Raw genomic sequence first — 17825 nt, forward strand, 5'->3', positions numbered from 1 at the left:
CAAGGCTATCGGCTTGGCGACGCCATGCAAGAGACGCCCAGTATGCCGCTTTTGCCAATCCCGAATCCCCAATCACGAATCCCGGCACTCAAACCGTGAACTGCTCGCTGATGATGCGTTCTTCCAGGTTGTGCTCCGGGTCGAACAGCAGCGTCACCTGGCGGTCGCGGGACTCGCGGATGGTCACCTCGATCACGTCGCGGGTCTCGTGCGAGTCGGCGGTGACGCTGACCGGGCGCTTGTACGGATCGAGCACCTGCATGCGGAACTCGGTCTCGGCCTTGACGATGGCGCCGCGCCAGCGCCGCGGCCGGTACGGCGCGATCGGGGTGAGCGCCAGCACGTGCGAACCCAGCGGCAGGATCGGGCCGTAGGCCGAATAGTTGTAGGCGGTGCTGCCGGCCGGGGTCGACACCAGCACGCCGTCGCACATCAGCTCGTCCACCCGGGTCTGGCCGTTGAGGTCGATGCGGATGTGCGCCGCCTGCCGCGTCTGCCGCAGCAGCGACACCTCGTTGTAGGCCAGCGAACCGGTGGTGGTGCCCGATTCGGTCAGCGCCAGCATCTCCAGCGGGCGCAGGTGCGCCGGCTCGGCCAGCGCCAGCCGCTGCGGCAGGTCGTCCTCGCGGTACTGGTTCATCAGGAAGCCCACCGTGCCCAGCTTCATCCCGAACACCGGCTTGCCGAGCATGCCGTAGCGGTGCAGGGTCTGCAGCATGAAGCCGTCGCCGCCGAGCGGACAGATCACGTCGGCATCCTGCGGGCTGTGGTGCCCGTAGCGCAGGCGCATCTGTTCCAGCGCCTGCTGGGCGACGGTGATGCTGCTGGCCAGGAAGGCGATGCGGGGAGTGGCGGAAAGCGACGGCAAGGGGCTCATGCGCCGATCATAACCGCAGCGGCCGATGGACGAACCAGGGAGCGGCCCCGGACCGCGGGATGCCGGCCGATCCTGTCCTCCAGACCCACTCAGCGGCGGGCCAGGGCCCCACCCCATGCAGATCTTCGCGGATTGCATTGGGTGGACTTGGCCCACCACGCCGGCGCGCCCCGGACGGCCATGCGTGCGTCATGCGGCGGGCCGAGGCCCGCCCTACGCCGCCCGGCAGTCGACGAAGAACCGACTGCCGGGCCGGGCCCGCAAGACGGGCCCGATCATGCGGCTACGCGCCGTGTGCGGCCAGTTGCCCCAGGCGCTGCACCGCCACCGACACGGTCGGGTAGTCCAGCGTCTTCTGCGTCGCCAGATCCTGCAGCATCGCCAGGGTGAAGCGCAGGCTGGTGTCGTCGCGCTGCATCCACTGCGACACCTTGTCCTCGGCGTCGCTCCCGGGCATCGACAGCACCTGCCCGGTGAGGGTGCGCTGGTGCGCGGTCAGTTCGTCGCGCAGCACGCCGCGGGCGATGGCGTGCCAGCGTCCGTCCACCTGCAGCGCGTCGATCTGCTCGAACAGCCACGGCAGCTGCAGCGCGTCGCCCAGGCGGAAATGCACCTTGGACACCTCCACCGGCCTGAGCTTGCGCGTGCGTGCCAGTTCGATGATGTCGAAGGCCGGAGCCAGGTAGCGCAGTTCCGCCAGCTGCTGCGCCAGCGACGGCGGCAGGCCCTTGTCCTTCCACTCCTGCACGTTGGCCTCGTAGACCGGCCGCTGCGCATCGGACAGCACCCCGGACGCGGTGCGGATCTCGTTGAACGGGGCGTGGTAGCGCTCCACCGCGGTGGTGATGCCCGGCATCGCGCCGGGGCGGAACAGCAGCCAGCGCACGAACGAGCGCTGCAGCTTCCAGATCACCTCCAGCGCATCGATCTGCACGCTCTCGGGCACCGTGCCGTCGAGCGCGTCGATCTGCGCCCACAGTGCCCGCGCGTCCAGCGTCTCGCGGCTGATGGTGTAGGCCTTGGCGACCTCGCCGATGCTGCGGCCGGTGTCCTCCTGCATCCGCATCAGGAAGGTCGAGCCCATGCGGTTGATGGTGGCGTTGGTCACCGCGGTGGCGATGATCTCGCGCTTCAGGCGGTGCCGCTCCATCGCCGCGGCGTACTTCTTCTGCAGCGGGTGCGGGAAGTAGCGCAGCAGCTCCTTGGACAGGTACGGGTCCTCGGGCACGTCCGATTCCAGCAGCTGCTGGAACGCCACCAGCTTGGAATAGGACAGCAGCACCGACAGTTCCGGCCGGGTCAGGCCCAGTCCGCGCGCCTTGCGCGAGGAGATCTCGGCGTCGGACGGCAGGTACTCGATCTGCCGGTCCAGCAGGCCCTGCTTCTCCAGGGTGCGGATGAAGTGCTGCTTGGCCCCCAGGCGCTTGACGCTCATGCGCTCCATCAGGCTGATGGCCTGGTTCTGCCGGTAGTTGTCCCACAGCACCAGGTCGCCGACCTCGTCGGTCATCGACGCCAGCAGCCTGTTGCGCGCCTCGTAGCTCAGCTTGCCGGCCTGCACCACGTCGTTGAGCAGGATCTTGATGTTGACCTCGTGGTCGGAGGTGTCCACGCCGGCGGAGTTGTCGATGAAGTCGGTGTTGAGCAGCACGCCGTTCAGCGCCGCCTCGATGCGGCCGAGCTGGGTCAGGCCCAGGTTGCCGCCCTCGCCCACCACCTTGCAGCGCAGCTCGCCGCCGTTGACGCGCAGCGCGTTGTTGGCACGGTCGCCGACATCGGCGTGGCTTTCGCCGGAGGACTTGACGTAGGTGCCGATGCCGCCGTTCCAGAACAGGTCCACCGGCGCGCGCAGGATGGCGCTCATCAGTTCGTTGGGCGAGAGCTGCTTCACGTCCTCGCCCAGCCCCAGCGCCTCGCGCACCGGCGCGCTGACCTCGATGGCCTTGAGCGTGCGCGGATACACCCCGCCGCCCTTGCTGATCAGCTTGGCGTCGTAGTCGGCCCAGCTGGAGCGCGGCAGCTTGAACAGGCGCTCGCGCTCGGCGAAGGACACGGCCGCATCCGGGCTCGGGTCGAGGAAGATGTGGCGGTGGTCGAAGGCGGCCAGCAGGCGGGTGTGCCGCGACAGCAGCATGCCGTTGCCGAACACGTCGCCGGACATGTCGCCGATGCCGACGCAGGTGAAGTCCTGGCTCTGGCAGTCGCGGCCGAGCGCGCGGAAGTGGCGCTTGACCGACTCCCAGGCGCCGCGCGCAGTGATGCCCATGCCCTTGTGGTCGTAGCCGACCGAGCCGCCGGAGGCGAAGGCGTCGCCCAGCCAGAAGCCATGGTCCAGCGCTAGCCCGTTGGCGATGTCGGAGAAGGTCGCCGTGCCCTTGTCGGCGGCGACCACCAGGTAGGGATCGTCCTGGTCGTGGCGCACCACGTCGCGCGGCGGCACGATCGCGCCGCCGACGATGTTGTCGGTGATGTCCAGCAGGCCCTGGATGAACAGCTTGTAGCAGGCGATGCCCTCGGCCAGCACGGCGTCGCGGTCGCCGCCGGCGGGCGGGCGCTTGACGAAGAAGCCGCCCTTGGCCCCCACCGGCACGATCACCGTGTTCTTGACCATCTGCGCCTTGACCAGGCCCAGCACCTCGGTGCGGAAGTCCTCGCGCCGGTCCGACCAGCGCAGGCCGCCGCGCGCCACCGCGCCGAAGCGCAGGTGCACGCCTTCGACGCGCGGGCTGTAGACGAAGATCTCGCGGTACGGGCGCGGCTTGGGCAGGTCAGGCACCTTGGCCGAATCGAACTTGAAGGCGATGCAGTGGCCCGGCAGGCCATCCTTGCCGGTCTGGTAGTAGCTGGTGCGCAGGGTCGCGTCGATCGCCCCCTTGAAGCTGCGCAGGATGCGGTCCTCGTCCAGGCTGGAGACGCGGTCGAGCAGCTTGATCAGCGCGCCGCGGGCGGCGTCCATCTGCGCCTGGCGGTCGGCGCCGCGGGCGGCGATCACCGGCTCCAGCGCCTTCAGCGTGGCCTCGTCGCCGGCGGCCAGGATGCCCAGCTGCAGGCGCAGGCGCTGCTGGCCTTCGGCGATCTGCTTGCGCGACTCGCTGCCGGTGGCCGGATCGAAGCGCGCCTCGAACAGCTCCACCAGCAGCCGCGCCAGCAGCGGGTAGCGCAGGAACGTGGCCTCCACGTAGCTCTGCGAGAACGGCACCCCCGTCTGCAGCAGGTACTTGCAGTAGCCGCGCAGCACCGCCACCTGGCGCCAGTGCAGCGCCGCCGCCAGCACCAGCCGGTTGAAGCCGTCGTTCTCGGCGTCGCCGTGCCAGACCCGGGCGAAGGCCTCGCCGAAGGCGGCATCGACGCTGGCGGCGTCGATCGCGCCGGCGGCCGATTCGACCTCGAAGTCCTGGACGTAGACCGGCGCCTGGCCGACCTGCAGCCGGTACGGGCGCTCGGAGATCACCCGCAGGCCCATGTTCTCCATCATCGGCATCGCGTCGGACAGCGGGATGTCGTCCAGCTGCCGGTACAGCTTCAGGCGCAGGCCGTCGATGCCGTCGCGCCTGACCGCCTGCAGGCTCAGCCGCAGGTCGTCCGGGCCGGTCAGCGCGGCCAGGTTCTCCACGTCGTTGGCGGCCGCCTCGACCGTGGAATCCTCCAGGTAGCCGGCCGGCAGCGCACGGCCGAAGCCGGACGCCAGGCGCAGGCCGTCGCGCTCGCCGTGGCGGGCCACCAGCGTCTCGCGCAGGTCGTCGTGCCAGTTGCGAAGCAGGTGCGCCAGGCGCGACTCCAGCTCGGTGGTGTCGAACTCCAGCACCTCGCCCGGCTTGGGACGGACGATCAGGTGCAGCTGCGCCAGCGGCGACTCGCCCAGCACCACGCTGGAGTCGATGTACTCGCCGTGCAGGGCCTCCTTGAGCAGCGACTCGATGCGCAGGCGCACATCGGTGTTGAAGCGGTCGCGCGGAATGTAGGCCAGCGCGGAAATGAAGCGGCCGTACTTGTCGCGGCGCAGGAACAGGCGGCTGCGCACGCGCTCCTGCAGGCTCAGCACGCCCATCGCGGTGCGGTACAGCTCCTCCTCGTTTGACTGGAACAGCTCCTCGCGCGGCAGCGTCTCCAGGATGTGCCGCAGAGTCTTGCCGCTGTGGCTGCTGGGGGCCAGGCCGGACTTGCTCATGACGTAGTCGTGGCGCTGGCGCACCAGCGGGATCTCCCACGGGCGGCGGGTGTAGGCGCTGGAGGTGAACATGCCCAGGAAGCGCTGCTCGCCGACGATGCGGCCGCGGGCGTCGAACTCCAGCACGCCGATGTAGTCCATGTAGCCGCTGCGGTGCACGTGCGAGCGGGCATTGGTCTTGGTGATGATCAGCGCATCGTGCACGCCGGCGCCCTGGCTCAGCCCCTGCGCGGCCAGGCTTTCCACCGGCCGCCGCGCCGAGGCGCGCTCGCGCATCAGTCCCAGGCCGCTGCTCTCGATCGGCGCCAGCACCTCCACCCGGCCGTCCTTCTCCACCCGGTACTCGCGGTAGCCGAACAGGGCGAAATGGTCGGCCGCCGCCCAGCGCAGGAACTCCTGCGCCTCGCGGCGGGCGGCGTCGTCCACCGGCATGCGGCGGGTGGCCAGGTCCTCGGCCAGCGCCAGCAGCCTCTCGCGCATGGCGCTCCAGTCCTGCACGATCACGCGCACGTCGGCGAGCACCTTGCGCACCGCCGTCTCGATCCGCGCCATCTCCTCGGCCGGCTGGCGATCGATCTCCAGCAGCATCAGCGATTCGGACTTGCCCTCGCCGATGGCGGCGAGCTTGCCGGCCTTGTCGCGGGCAATGCGCAGGACCGGGTGCCCCAGCACCTGCACGCCGATCCCCAGCTCGGACAGCACCATGCTGACCGAGTCCACCAGGAACGGCATGTCGTCGTTGGCGATCTGCAGCACGGTGTGCGGCGAATCCCAGCCGTCGGCCTTGAGGGTGGGATTGAACACCCGGACCTTGGCGCTGCCGGGCTTGCGGGTGCGCACGAACTCGAGCATGTCCGCCGCCATCGCGGCCCATTCGGCCACCGAATGGTGCGGGAACTCGTCGCCCTCCATGCGCCGGTAGAAATCGGCGGCGAACGCCACCGCCTGCGGCTGCTGGGATGCCGGATAGCGCTTGCGCAGGGCGGCGTAGATGGATTCGAGCGAGAAATCTGCTGGGAGCGGGTCGTTGTTCGAGGAGACCTTCCTGGCTGCGGTTTTTGCCGGTTTCACGACTTTGGTGGGTTTCATGACGGAGCGTCGAGGTGCCCGATTGGAAAACCTGAATTGTAGCCCCGCGCTCCTTTTTCTCCGTGCTGCACAGCGCAAACGAGGCGCCGCAGTTGCTGCTCCGTTCAAGCACGGGCAGCGGCCATCGCCGCCGCGCGGGCACCGCGGCCGGCCGGCGATGGCGGATGCCGCCACGAGTCCCCGCGGATGTGGCCGAGGGCACTGTTTAAATTCTAAACTGGACGGTATAGTCCACGCTTCATGAATCACTCATCCCCTGCCCCCGCCGTGCCGGAAGCGCCCAACGACCGCGATCAGCGCGTGTTCGATGCGGTGCGCGAGCTCATGGCCGAACAGGGCATGGACCTGAGCATGGAGGCGCTGGCCCTGCGCGCCGGCTGCTCCAAGCAGACGCTGTACAGCCGCTATGGCTCCAAGCAGGAGCTTCTGCGCCGGGTCCTGCACGAACACCTGCAGTTGCTGACCTCGCCGCTGAAGCCGGACAATGGCGACATCCGCGCCAGCCTGGTGACGTTCGCCCGCGGCCACCTGCGGCATCTCAACCGCCCCGAGGTCGTCCAGGCCAGCCAGCTGATCGCCGCCGAGGCGCGGCGCTTTCCTGCCGCGGCGCAGGAGATCTATCGCAACGGCGTCACCACGCTGCAACGGCAATTGGCACAATGGCTCGCCGCCGCCTCCGCGCGCGGGCTGCTCAGACATGACGATCCGCACTTCATGGCGGAACTGCTGCTGAGCATGATCGTGGGACTGGATTTCGAAAGGCAGCGCTTTCGCATTCCCCATCGCATGGACGACCAGGCAATCCAGGCCTGGGCAGAATTCTCGGTCGACAGCTTCATGCGGGCCTTTGCGCCCGCCGCCGCCACGGCCGTCACACAGTCGAATCAATAATAAAAGAATGGAGTTTCCCCCGATGACCTCCCCGCTCCGCACACTCGTCCTGGCCTGCGCCGTCGCCGCAGCCGTGTCGGCCTGCAAGAAAGAGGAACAGGCCGCCCCGCCGCCGCCCGAAGTGGGCGTCATCGAGGCCAAGCCGCAGACACTGCCGCTGCAGCGCGAGCTGGTGGGCCGGCTGTCGCCCTACCGCTCGGCGGACGTGCGAGCACGCGTCCCCGGCGTGTTGCAGAAGCGCCTGTACACCGAGGGCACCGACGTGAAGGAAGGCCAGGCGCTGTTCCAGATCGATCCCGCGCCGCTGCAGGCCGAGCTGTCCTCGGCCCAGGGCCAGCTGGCCTCGGCGCAGGCGACCTACACCAACGCCAAGGTCGCCGCCGACCGTGCCCGCAGCCTGGCGCCGCAGCAGTATGTCTCGCAATCGGACCTGGACACCGCCGAGGCCAGCGAGCGCACCTCCGCCGCCTCGCTGCAGCAGGCGCGCGCGGCGGTGCAGACCGCGCAGATCAACCTGGGCTACGCCCGGGTGACGGCGCCGATCTCCGGCCGTGCCGGCAAGCAGCAGGTCACCGAGGGCGCGCTGGTCGGCTCCAGCGACGTCACCCTGCTGACCACGGTGGACCAGATCGACCCGCTGTACGTGAACTTCTCGATGAGCTCGGACGAACTCGCCGCCCTGCGCCAGGCGCAGAGCCAGGGCAGCGTGTCGCTCGAGGACACCGGCAAGTCCACGGTCGAGGTACAGCTGGCCGATGGCAGCAAGTATTCCCACCCCGGCCTGCTCGACTTCTCCGACACCACCGTGGACCCCAGCACCGGCGCGGTATCGCTGCGGGCGCTGCTGCCCAACCCCGAACACTCGCTGCTGCCGGGCTCGTTCGTGTCCTTCCAGGCCACGCTGGGCCAGCGCAACAATGCATTCTTGGTGCCGCAGCAGGCCATCCTGCGCGACGCCGCCGGTCCCTATGCGCTGGTCGTCGGCCAGGACGGCAAGGTGGCGCGCAAGAACGTGGCCCTGTCCGGGCAGTTGCAGAACCAGTGGCTGATCAGCAGCGGCTTGGCCGCCGGCGACCAGGTCGTGGTGTCGGGTGTGCAGAAGGTCCAGGAAGGCGCGGTCGCCAAGCCCACGCCCTGGCAGCCGCAGGCCGCAGGCAACAATGCCGGCCAGGCCCCGGCCGCCGCCCAGCCCGAGCAGAAGTGACGGAAGCCGACCATGCCTAAATTCTTCATCGAACACCCGGTATTCGCCTGGGTGGTGGCGATCCTTATTTCGCTCAGCGGCGTCATCGCCATCTTCAACCTGGGCGTGGAGTCCTACCCTTCCATCGCCCCGCCACAGGTCACCGTGACGGCCACCTACCCCGGCGCCAGCGCCGACACCGCCGAGAAATCGGTGACCCAGGTCATCGAGCAGCAGCTGACCGGTATCGACCACCTGCTGTACTTCAACTCGTCGTCGTCCTCCAGCGGCCGCGTCACCATCACCCTGACCTTCGAGACCGGCACCGACGCGGACATCGCCCAGGTGCAGGTGCAGAACAAGGTGGCGCTGGCCACCCCGCGCCTGCCCACCGAGGTGACCCAGCAGGGCGTGGTGGTGGCCAAGGCCAACGCCGGCTTCCTGATGGCGGTGGCGCTGCAGTCCGACAATCCGGCGATCGACCGCGATGCGCTCGGCGACATCGTCGGCGCCCGCGTGCTGGAGCAGATCGCACGCGTCCCCGGCGTCGGCAGCACCCAGCAGTTCGGTGCCGAGTACGCCATGAATATCTGGCTCAACCCGGAGAAGCTGCAGGGCTACAACCTTTCCGCCAGCCAGGTGTACAGCGCGATCTCGGCGCAGAACGTGCAGTTCGCCGCCGGTGCGCTGGGCGCCGATCCCGCTCCCGAGGGCCAGGTGTTCTCGGCGACGGTATCGGCCGAGGGACGCTTCAGCTCGCCCGAGCAGTTCGAGCAGATCATCCTGCGCAGCGACAGCGACGGCGCCACCGTGCGCCTGAAGGATGTGGCGCGGGTGGAACTCGGGCCCGGCGGCTACGGCTTCGACACCCAGTACAACGGCAAGCCGGTCGGCGCCTTCGCGATCCAGCTGCTGCCCGGCGCCAACGCGCTGAGCGTGGCCGAGGCGGTGCGCGCCAAGATGGACGAGCTGCAGCCCAGCTTCCCGCAGGGCGTCACCTGGATCACCCCGTACGACAGCACCACCTTCGTCACCATCTCCATCAAGGAAGTGGTGCAGACGCTGGTGGAGGCGATCGTGCTGGTGTTCCTGGTGATGCTGGTGTTCCTGCAGAACTTCCGCGCCACCATCATCCCGACCCTGGTGATCCCGGTCGCGCTGCTGGGCACCTTCCTGGGCATGTGGCTGGTGGGCTTCACCATCAACCAGTTGACGCTGTTCGCGATGGTGCTGGCGATCGGCATCGTGGTCGACGACGCGATCGTGGTGATCGAGAACGTCGAGCGCATCATGAGCGAGGAGCACCTGCTGCCCAAGCCGGCCACGCACAAGGCGATGACCCAGATCACCGGCGCGGTGGTGGCCATCACCGTGGTGCTGGCGGCGGTGTTCATCCCCAGCGCCCTGCAGCCGGGCGCGGCGGGCGCGATCTACAAGCAGTTCGCGATCACCATCGCCATGGCCATGGGCTTTTCCGCCCTGCTGGCGCTGAGCTTCACGCCGGCCCTGTGCGCGGCGTTCCTCAAGCCCACGCACAACGAGAACCCGAACTGGGTGTTCCGCACCTTCAACAAGTACTACGACAAGCTCAGCCACCGCTACATCTCCGCTGTGGGCGGCATCCTCAAGCACTCGCCGCGCTGGGTGGTGCTGTTCGTGGTGCTGGTGGCGCTGTGCGGGTTCCTGTTCACGCGCATGCCCGGCAGCTTCCTGCCCGAGGAAGACCAGGGCTTCGCGCTGGCGGTCGTGCAGTTGCCGCCCGGCGCCACCAAGACCCGCACCAACGAGGTGTTCACGCAGATGCGCGCCGTGCTGGAGAAGCAGCCGGAGTTCGAGGGCCTGATGCAGGTCAGCGGCTTCAGCTTCATCGGCATGGGCGAGAGCGTGGGCATGGGCTTCATCAAGCTCAAGCCCTGGGACGAGCGCGAAGGCACGGCGACCGAGTTCATCCAGAAGATGAACGGTGCCTTCTACGGCATCAAGGACGCGCAGGTGTTCGTGGTCAACCTGCCGACCGTGCAGGGCCTGGGCCAGTTCGGCGGCTTCGACATGTGGCTGCAGGACCGCACCGGCGCCGGCCAGGAAGCCCTGCTCCAGGCGCGCAACATCCTACTCGGCAAGGCGGCGGAAAGGTCCGACGTGGTCACCGCGGTACGCCCCAACGGCCTGGAGAGCTCGCCGCAGCTTGAACTGCAGGTCGATCGCGTGCAGGCGCAGTCGATGGGCCTTGCGGTCGGCGACATCTACACCGCGATCCAGCTGATGCTGGCGCCGGTGTACGTCAACGACTTCTTCTACGAGGGCCGCATCAAGCGCGTGAACATGCGTGCCGATGCCCCGTTCCGCACCGGCCCGGAATCGCTGAACAGCTTCTACACCCCCAGCTCCAGCGCCACCGATGCCAACGGGCAGCCGCAGATGATCCCGCTGAGCAACGTGGTCAAGGCGACGTGGGGCTATGCGCCGCCGTCGCTGGACCGCTACAACGGCTATTCGGCGGTCAACATCGTCGGCAACCCGATCCCCGGCGCGAGCTCGGGCCAGGCGATGCAGGTGATGGAAGACATCGTCAACAACGACCTGCCGCAGGGCTTCGGCTACGACTGGAGCGGCATGTCCTACCAGGAGATCCTGGCCGGCAACGCGGCCACGCTGCTGCTGGTGCTGTCGCTGGTGGTGGTGTTCCTGTGCCTGGCGGCGCTGTACGAGAGCTGGTCGATCCCGGTCTCGGTGCTGCTGGTGGTGCCGATCGGCGTACTCGGCGCGATCACCTTCTCGCTGCTGCGCGGGCTGCCCAACGACCTGTACTTCAAGATCGGCCTGATCACGGTGATCGGCCTGGCGGCCAAGAACGCGATCCTGATCGTGGAGTTCGCGGTGGAGCAGCGCGCAGCCGGCAAGACCCTGCGCGAGGCGACGATCGAGGCGGCGCACCTGCGCTTCCGCCCGATCCTGATGACCTCGTTCGCGTTCATCCTGGGCGTGCTGCCGATGGCCATCTCCACCGGTGCCGGCGCCAACTCGCGCCACGCCATCGGTACCGGCGTGATCGGCGGCATGCTGTTCGCCACCGTGCTGGGCGTGCTGTTCATCCCGCTGTTCTTCGTGCTGGTGCGCAGGATGCTGGGCGACAAGCTCGACGAGCAGTCCAAGGAGTTCCTGGAGGTGCAGAAGGAAAGCCAGGCGCATCCGCGCGTGGACCGCTGACCTCGGTAGCAGGAAGCAAAGCAAGGGCCCCGGCACATGCCGGGGCCTTTTTTTTTGGGCTGGATGGCGGGGATGAACGCAGGTCCTGGCGATCGGGACGGCCGCCGCGTCGCTGCATGGAGGCCTTCCCGGGACGGCACTCGCCGCCGGGGCCCCGGAGGCCGCGTGGCGCGCCTGCTGCGAGGCGGCAGCCGGCGATGGCGGACCGGCTTCCGTGACGGACTGCGCAATGCCCGGTCAGCGGCTCAAGTCCGCGATGGCCACGCCGATACCGCATGCATGGATAGACTCAGTGTCATCGGAATCGTGCTGGCGATCGTCTCGCTGGTCGGCGGCAGCATCCTCAAGGGGGCCGGGCTGGCTTCGCTGTGGTCGCCGGCGGCATTCGTGATCGTCATCCTCGGCACCATCGCCGCGATCCTGGTGCACACCTCGCCAGCCGTGTTCGCGCATGCCTTCAGGATCGTCAAGTGGGTGTTCAGCCCGCCGGCGAGCAACCGCGAGGCGCTGATCGAGCAGATCGTGGAGTGGAGCAACACCGCGCGCCGCCAGGGCCTGCTGGGCCTGGAAAGCCAGGTCGAGCAGCAGGACGACCCCTTCCTGCGCAAGGGGCTGCAGATGCTGGTGGACGGCGTGGAGCCGGAAACCATGCGGCGCATGCTCGAGATCGAGCTGGAGAACCGCGAACAGCAGGACCTGGCCGCCGCCCGGGTGTTCGAGGGCATGGGCATATACGCGCCGACGCTGGGCATCATCGGCGCGGTGCTGGGCCTGATGGCGGTGATGAAGAACCTGGCCGACCCGACCAAGCTCGGCCACGGCATCGCCGCCGCGTTCACCGCCACCATCTATGGCATCGCCTCGGCAAACCTGTTCTTCCTGCCGATGTCCAACAAGCTCAAGACGGTGATCCACGGCAGCAGCGGCGAGCGCGAGATGATCATCGAGGGCCTGATCGCCATCGCCCAGGGCGAGAACCCGCGCAACATCGAGTCGCGGCTCGCCGGCTTCCTGCACTGAGCCCGGCGCCATGGCACGCAGGAGACGACACGACGAGCACGCCAACCACGAGGCCTGGGCCATTCCCTACGCCGACCTGATGACGCTGCTGCTGGCGTTCTTCGTGGTGATGTACGCCATTTCCACCCTCAACCAGGCCAAGTACCGGGTGATGGCCGACGCCCTGACAGCCGCCTTCGGCGGCGCGCCGCGCACGATCAACCCGGTGCAGGTCGGCAACCAGCAGGTGCAGGGAGCGGACTGGGACCGTCCGGCGCCGATCAAGTCCGGCGCCAGGAGCGGGCCGACCGCGCCCTCGCCGATGCCCGACCCGACCCTGCTGCCGTCGATGGCCGCGCAGATGCGCATGCCGATCTCGCTGCAGCAGCGCGACCGCCTGGGTGCGGCCCAGCGCCAGCTCGAGGTGATCGCCCGCCAGCTCGACCAGGCCCTGGCGCCGCTGATCGACAGGAAGCTGATCACCGTGCGCCGCTCCGAGCTGTGGCTGGAGGTGGAGATCAACAGCGACATCCTGTTCGCCACCGGCTCGGCCGCGCTAGACGCCCAGGCGCGGGCCACGCTCTCCACCCTGGCCGACGTGCTGCGCGAGGTTCCCAACGGCGTGCGCGTGGAGGGCTACACCGACGACCAGCCGATCGCCACCGCCCAGTTCCCGTCCAACTGGGAACTGTCGGCCGCCCGTGCCGCCAGCGTGGTGCACCTGTTCGCCGACCAGGGGGTACAGCCGTCGCGGCTGGCGATGATCGGCTATGGAGAATTCCGGCCGCGTGCCGACAACACTACCGTGGCCGGGCGCAACAGCAATCGCCGCGTGGTGCTGATCATCCTCGCCGACGCGGGGACGGCGGCGCCGGCGCCGCAGCTTGCCGAGGGCCGCGCACCGGGGCTGGAGACACCCCCGCCGCAAGCCTCCACGACGTCCGCCGGCGCAGCGCCGGTACCCGCTGTCATAGAAGGAGTGAAGTGATGCGCATCTGGGCAATCGCCAACCAGAAGGGCGGCGTGGGCAAGACCACCAGCACGCTGGCGCTCGGACGCGCCCTGGCCGCGCAGGGCCAGCGCGTGCTGCTGATCGACCTGGATCCGCATGCCTCGCTGACACGCGCCTTCGGGGTGCCGCTGGATCCGCCGCCGCAGGGCGTGCTGGATCTGTTCTCGGCGCCGCCGATGGACCTGGCCACGCTGGCGCGCGGCAGCGACATCCCCGGCCTGTCCTACGTCTGCTCGCAGACCGCGCTGGCCACGCTGGAACGCCGCAGCGCCAACCAGCCCGGCCTGGGCCTGGCGCTGCAGCAGGCGCTCGGCCGCCACGGCAACGGCCACGACTACATCCTGCTCGACTGTCCGCCCACCCTGGGCCTGCTGATGATCAACGCGCTGGCCGCCGCCGACCGGCTGGTCATCCCCACCCAGACCGAACCGCTGGCCCTGCACGGCCTGGCCGGCATGGTGCGCACCGCCGACATGGTCGAGCGCTCGCGGCGGCGACCGCTGCCGGTCTCGATCCTGCCGACCCTGTACGACCGCCGCACCCGCGCCGGCAACGAGACGCTCAAGCAGATGCAGGACATCTATGGCGAGCGCGCCTGGGAAGACGCGGTGCCGATCGACACGCGCATCTGCAACGTGCAGTCGCTGACGGTACCCGGCGTGCCCGGCGAGTACCCCGGACGTGGGCTGTCGGCCTACCGCCGCGCGCTGGAATGGCTGCTGGCCAGCGACGGGGTGACGATGGAGCAGGCGGCATGAACACCACCGCGGTCCTGGACGACTACCTGGGCGAGCTGCTGCTCGATGCCGCTGCCGCCACGCCGGCAGCGACGGTCGCGGCGAAACCCGCCGTCGCGGCGCCGCCCTTCCCTTCGGCGGCCGCGCAACCGCCAGCCCCGGCCCCCGGACATGCGCCCGCCCCGGCGGCTCCGCCAGCGGCGCCAGCGACCGCCCCGGCACCGTCGCCGGCGCCCATGGCCGCGGCGGCTGCCGCTGCGCCCACGCCCATGCCCAGGCCTGCGGCCGCACAGCCGTCGGCCCCGGCCTGGCAGCCGCCGCCCGACGTCCGCCCGCAGGAGGCCGCACCGTCGCCACGCAGCGGCACCGACCACAGCAGCCGCTGGCTGCGGCTGCGCTGCGGCGACCAGGCCTATGCGCTGGAACTGCTGAAGGTGCAGGAAGTGGTGCTGCCGGCGCCGCTGCTGCCGCTGCGTGGCGCGGCGCCGTCGATGCTCGGGGTGATGAACCTGCGCGGCCAGGTGGTGCCGGTGATCGACCTCGGCCTGCACCTGGGCGCGGCCGCCATCGACAGCGACCTGCAGACCCGGATCGTGGTGCTGGAGGAGGACGGCGAATCGCTGGGGCTGCGGGTGTCGGCGGTGGAGGACGTGACCAGCCTGCCCGACCAGCAGATCGAGCCGCCGGACAACGCCCGCATCTGCCGCATCTCCAACAACCTGTTCCGCGGCGTGGCGCGGACCGGCAAGCACCCGGTCATCCTGCTCGACGCCTCGCAGCTGCTGCATTGAGCCGTCCGGCAACCCGCTAAAGTCCGCCGCCCGCGTGCCGCTAACGCCACTGGAACATCCCCTTGGAGCCAACATGAGCACAGTCACCCTCGGCGAGGATCTCGGCATCGAGACCTGCTCCGACCTGAAACTCAAGCTCGCTCCGCTGCTGGCCGAGGACGGCGAGCTGGTACTGGACGCCGGCGAGGTCCGCCGCATCCACACCGCCAGCGTGCAGGTGCTGTGCGCCTTCGTGCGGACGCGGCGCGAGGCCGGGCGGACGGTCGAGATCGAGCCCTGCAACGACATTTTCCGCGATGCGGCACGGCTGCTGGGCGTCTGCGACGTACTCGGCCTGCCCGCATCCAACGACAACCTGAAAACCGTGGAGAACGCTGCATGAGCGCACGCATCCTGGTGGTGGACGATTCGGCGTCGATGCGCCAGATGGTGTCCTTCGCCCTCACCTCTGCCGGCTTTGCCGTCGAAGAAGCCGAAGACGGCCAGGTCGCGCTCGGCCGTGCCCAGGGCGCGCGCTTCAACGCCGTGGTCACCGACGTCAACATGCCCAACATGGACGGCATCGCGCTGATCCGCGCGCTGCGCCAGCTGCCGGACTACAAGTTCACGCCGATGCTGATGCTGACCACCGAGTCCGCCGCCGACAAGAAATCCGAAGGCAAGGCCGCCGGCGCCACCGGCTGGCTGGTCAAGCCGTTCAACCCGGAGCAGCTCGTCGCCACCGTCAACAAGGTGCTGGGCTGACGCCCGCGCCGCCGTACCGCCCACTTCGCTTCCGGACCGTGCCATGAACATGGACATGCAACGCTTCCACGCCACCTTCTTCGAGGAAAGCCGCGAAGGGCTGGACGCGATGGAAACCGGCCTGCTCTCGCTGGAAGAAGGCAACCGCGACCCGGAAACGATCAACTCGGTGTTCCGCGCCGCGCACTCGATCAAGGGCGGCGCGGCGACCTTCGGCTTCGAGGTCATCGCCGGCGTCACCCACGTGCTGGAGACGCTGCTGGACGAGCTGCGCTCGGGCAAGCGCGAGGTCGAGGGCGTGGCCATCGACGCGATGCTCGGCTCGGTGGACGTGCTGCGCTCGCTGCTGCGCGAGGTCGAGCACGGCCAGGCCGCCGACGCGACCGCGGTGCAGGCGGTGAAGGCGCGGCTGCAGGAAGTGCTGGCCGGCAAGCCGCAGGCGGCGGTCGCCGCGAAGGCGCCGGCGGCGATCGACGAGCCGGACGGCTGGCAGATCGGCTTCACCCCGGCGCCGTCGCTGTTCATGAGCGGCAACGACCCGCTGCGCATCATCCGCGAACTGGAGCACCTGGGCCCGCTGCAGATCGCCGCGCGGATGCAGCGCATGCCCGGCTTCGAGCAGATCGACCCACTGGAGGCCTACCTGGCCTGGGATCTGGGCCTGATCGGCAAGGTCCCGCGCAGCGCGATCGAGGAAACCTTCGCCTGGGTGGTGGACGACTGCGAGCTGGACATCCGGCCGATGCCGGTGCAGGCGCCGCCGGCCAGCCTGGCGGTGGACCCGCCCTTGCCCGCCGCGGCACCGGTCGCGGCCACGCCCGCAGCGGTCGCAGCCGCGCCCGCCGGCGCCGCGCACCAGGAGGCCGAGAGTTCCATCCGCGTCAGCGTGGACAAGGTCGATGCGCTGATCAACCTGGTCGGCGAGCTGGTCATCACCCAGGCCATGCTCAAGCAGGTCTCCGGCGGCCTCGACCCGGCCCATGCCGAGCACCTGGCCGCCGGCCTGGACCTGCTCGAGCGCAACACCCGCGACCTGCAGGAAGCGGTGATCGGCGTGCGCATGCTGCCGGTGGACGCAGTGTTCCGCCGCTTCCCGCGGCTGGTGCGCGACCTGTCGGCGCGCCTGGGCAAGCACGTGCGCCTGCGCACCATCGGCGAAGGCACCGAGCTGGACAAGGGCCTGATCGAGAAGATCGCCGATCCGCTGGTGCATCTGGTGCGCAACTCGATCGACCACGGCCTGGAGCTGCCCGAGGAGCGCTGCGCCGCCGGCAAGGACGAGACCGGCACCATCACCCTGGCCGCCTCGCACCAGGGCGGGCACATCGTCATCGAGGTCAGCGACGACGGCCATGGCTTCAACCGCGCCAAGATCCTGGCCAAGGCCGCCGAGCGCGGCCTGGCCATCCCCGACAACCCCAGCGACGCCCAGGTCTGGGACCTGCTGTTCCAGCCGGGCTTCTCCACCGCCGACGCGGTCACCGACCTGTCCGGGCGCGGCGTCGGCATGGACGTGGTCCGCCGCAACATCCAGGGCCTGGGCGGCGAAGTGCAGCTGGAAAGCCAGGCAGGCCAAGGCAGCCGCGTGCTGATCCGGCTGCCGCTGACGCTGGCGATCCTGGACGGCATGACCGTCTCGGCCGGTGGCGAAACCCTGATCCTGCCGCTGGCCTACGTGCTGGAGGCGCTGCAGCCGCAGGCCGAGGACATCCGCACCATGGCCGGCGAGGGCCGCGTGCTGCGGGTGCGCGGGGAGTACCTGCCGATCCTCTCGCTCAACGAGTACTACGGCTATGCGGCCGAGCCCAGCGCCGACCCGCTGGTGGTCGTGGTCGAGGGCGACGGCCAGAAGATCGCGCTGGAAGTGGACGAACTGGTCGGCCAGCAGCAGGTCGTGGTCAAGAACATCGAGAACAACTACCGGCGCATCGCCGGCGTCTCCGGCGCGACCATCCTCGGCGACGGCCGTGTCGCGCTGATCGTGGACATCGGCGGGCTGGTGCGCTCGCTGCGGCTGCCGCAGGCGGCCTGAGCCGGCTCCCCGCCCTCCTTCCGCCAGAATCCAGGCCGCCGGCCAGCCGGCCGATGCGGCCTCGCTCATCAGGGCCGACACGAGCGAAGCGGACA

10 protein-coding genes and 2 pseudogenes are annotated in these 17825 nt (G+C 69.4%); 10 read left to right on the top strand and 2 right to left on the bottom strand.

Features of this window, described 5'->3' with window-relative positions; all coding sequences use genetic code 11:
• Positions 1–88: 88 nt before the first annotated feature.
• A complete protein-coding gene (locus tag LRX76_RS01360) occupies positions 89–877 on the bottom strand; it encodes an NAD kinase (protein ID WP_231800984.1) in 789 nt (262 codons plus the stop codon).
• Positions 878–1160: 283 nt separating this feature from the next.
• Entirely contained in the window at positions 1161–6038 is a 4878-nt protein-coding gene (locus LRX76_RS01365; protein ID WP_331716747.1) for an NAD-glutamate dehydrogenase domain-containing protein, read from the bottom strand.
• A gap of 336 nt (positions 6039–6374) precedes the next feature.
• On the opposite strand from LRX76_RS01365, the gene LRX76_RS01370 reads away from it, so the two are divergent.
• The 10 genes and pseudogenes from LRX76_RS01370 (at position 6375) to LRX76_RS01415 (ending at position 17730) form a co-directional block, all read left to right on the top strand.
• Positions 6375–7025 (top strand): TetR/AcrR family transcriptional regulator, encoded by a 651-nt coding sequence (locus tag LRX76_RS01370; RefSeq protein ID WP_231800988.1) that lies wholly within the window; start codon positions 6375–6377, stop codon positions 7023–7025.
• Between the two features lie 22 nt (positions 7026–7047).
• Positions 7048–8163, top strand: a pseudogene (locus LRX76_RS01375) (efflux RND transporter periplasmic adaptor subunit); the annotation flags it as partial.
• A gap of 78 nt (positions 8164–8241) precedes the next feature.
• A complete protein-coding gene (locus tag LRX76_RS01380; protein ID WP_231800990.1) occupies positions 8242–11415 on the top strand; it encodes a multidrug efflux RND transporter permease subunit in 3174 nt (1057 codons plus the stop codon).
• A 279-nt stretch (positions 11416–11694) separates the two neighbouring features.
• On the top strand, positions 11695–12435 hold the full coding sequence (locus tag LRX76_RS01385) for a flagellar motor protein (RefSeq protein ID WP_231800992.1): 741 nt from the start codon (positions 11695–11697) through the stop codon (positions 12433–12435).
• Positions 12436–12445: 10 nt separating this feature from the next.
• On the top strand, positions 12446–13402 hold the full coding sequence (gene motD, locus LRX76_RS01390; RefSeq protein ID WP_231800997.1) for a flagellar motor protein MotD: 957 nt from the start codon (positions 12446–12448) through the stop codon (positions 13400–13402).
• Positions 13402–14184: a ParA family protein gene (locus LRX76_RS01395; RefSeq protein WP_231800999.1), complete on the top strand. Its 783-nt coding sequence runs from the start codon at positions 13402–13404 to the stop codon at positions 14182–14184. The genes motD and LRX76_RS01395 overlap by 1 nt, the downstream gene beginning before the upstream one ends.
• A 158-nt stretch (positions 14185–14342) precedes the next feature.
• A pseudogene (locus tag LRX76_RS01400) lies at positions 14343–14954 on the top strand (chemotaxis protein CheW); the annotation flags it as partial.
• 73 nt (positions 14955–15027) lie between these two features.
• Entirely contained in the window at positions 15028–15336 is a 309-nt protein-coding gene (locus LRX76_RS01405; protein WP_231801000.1) for an STAS domain-containing protein, read from the top strand.
• Positions 15333–15698 (top strand): response regulator, encoded by a 366-nt coding sequence (locus LRX76_RS01410; RefSeq protein WP_231801001.1) that lies wholly within the window; start codon positions 15333–15335, stop codon positions 15696–15698. Before LRX76_RS01405 ends, LRX76_RS01410 begins: the two co-directional genes overlap by 4 nt.
• A gap of 43 nt (positions 15699–15741) precedes the next feature.
• Positions 15742–17730, top strand: a complete 1989-nt coding sequence (locus tag LRX76_RS01415) for a chemotaxis protein CheA (protein WP_231801003.1) — start codon at positions 15742–15744, stop codon at positions 17728–17730.
• Positions 17731–17825: the final 95 nt, after the last annotated feature.

Origin of the sequence: Stenotrophomonas sp. MMGLT7 (assembly GCF_021168555.1) — a bacterium.
In the GTDB taxonomy this organism is placed as follows: Bacteria; Pseudomonadota; Gammaproteobacteria; order Xanthomonadales; family Xanthomonadaceae; genus MMGLT7.